The following is a 1,345-nucleotide window of genomic DNA, read 5'->3' on the forward strand; positions in this document are numbered from 1 at the left end:
CATTCTCGCGCACTTGTTGAGCAGAAATGGATATAGGGTCCTTGCAGTGGATATGGACTCACAGGGCAACCTTACAGAGCTTCTGTCTGAGCAGCCTTCAAATGAGTATATGGGCAAGTCCGTGCTGGAAGCGATGCAGGAAGATAATGTTGAGGGCTACATACTGAATATCAACGATCACCTCGATCTTCTGCCTGCCAACAACTTTTTGGCAACTTTCCCGCGCTGGCTGTATACGGGAAAAACATATAAAGGCGATACGATCCCTTTTAGCGGGAATCCAAGTTCTGTCTTAGATCATGCTTTGAAGTCCGTCAGGGACAGATACGATTTTATCGTTATTGATACTCCTCCCTCCTTAAGCGAACAGACAACAAATGCACTGTGTGCCAGTGAATACGTGGTTGTTTTATTCGAATGTTCAAATTGGTGCTATTCAGCTATCCCGAATTTCATGGATTCTATCCATGGAGCCAATGAATTCGGAAAGAGAAATACTCAGGCGATCGGCGTGCTGCGCACGATGAATGATGTAAGGCGAAGCGATGCCAAGGCCTTTAATGAACTAATTGCGGAAGATTACCCGGACCTGGTATTTGATACGGTGATTACCAGGAAGGCGCCTGTTGGCAGATTATCTCTGTATGGATTTAACCAGAACGCTGAACTGCGGCAGGCATTGGGACAATACGAAGGATTCTATAAGGAGTTGATCAGCCGTGTCGAAGGTAAATGACATCAAGAGTAAAATGCGCAGTCAAAAGCACATTAGCCCCAGTTTTGCCTTGAACGAAGAAGTATTACCGGAAGAAACCAAGGAACGTTTAAACAGTGGAAAAAAAGAAGAAAAGAAGAAAGACCGAAAACGGGTATCCTTCGATCTAAGAACGGACCTTCATAAAGAACTGAAAATGCAGTCGCTGCTTCAGGAAAAGAACATTTATCTATTGATCGAGGAAGCATTGGAACAGTATCTTAAATGAACACGATAAAAAAGAAATACCCGAATAACTGGGTATTTCTTTTTTATCAATCAAATGTATTTTGAATAGCTGCATCAAGTCCCTGTCCGGATTCTTTGATATAGCGTTTAGTCATATTTAAATCCTTATGGCCGACCAGCTTTGAGACGGTTTGAATCTCAATTCCTTTATCGATAAGATTCTGGCAAAAAGTATGTCTCAACTTGTGCGGGCTCACATCGTACTTGCTCAGCATATATTGAACCGCCCTCGGTGTCATACGCTGGTTAACACTGGATAAGAAGACTGCTTCATTCTCGGCCTTCAGAGAGTCTTTATAACGCTTAATATGCTCACTGGCAGCTCTTGATAGGGGGATAACC

Annotated in this window: 3 protein-coding genes; 2 read left to right on the top strand and 1 reads right to left on the bottom strand. The window is 43.2% G+C overall.

The annotated features are described in order from the left end of the window. Together ACFVQ0_RS37160 and ACFVQ0_RS37165 are read left to right on the top strand one after the other, a co-directional pair. A partial coding sequence (locus ACFVQ0_RS37160) for a ParA family protein (protein WP_390093600.1) occupies nt 1-736 on the top strand: 736 nt, incomplete at its 5' end. Beyond that, nucleotides 720-983 carry a hypothetical protein gene (locus ACFVQ0_RS37165; protein WP_376296050.1) on the top strand — a complete coding sequence of 88 codons (264 nt, stop codon included), beginning with the start codon at nt 720-722 and terminating at the stop codon, nt 981-983. The genes ACFVQ0_RS37160 and ACFVQ0_RS37165, both read left to right, overlap by 17 nt. Nucleotides 984-1,029: 46 nt before the next feature. Here the strand turns inward: ACFVQ0_RS37165 and ACFVQ0_RS37170 are convergent. Continuing rightward, the coding region (locus tag ACFVQ0_RS37170) for a tyrosine-type recombinase/integrase (protein ID WP_390093601.1) at nt 1,030-1,345 on the bottom strand (316 nt) is incomplete at its 5' end.

This window comes from Streptomyces sp. NPDC057900 (assembly GCF_042887885.1).
Lineage (GTDB): Bacteria > Actinomycetota > Actinomycetes > Streptomycetales > Streptomycetaceae > Streptomyces.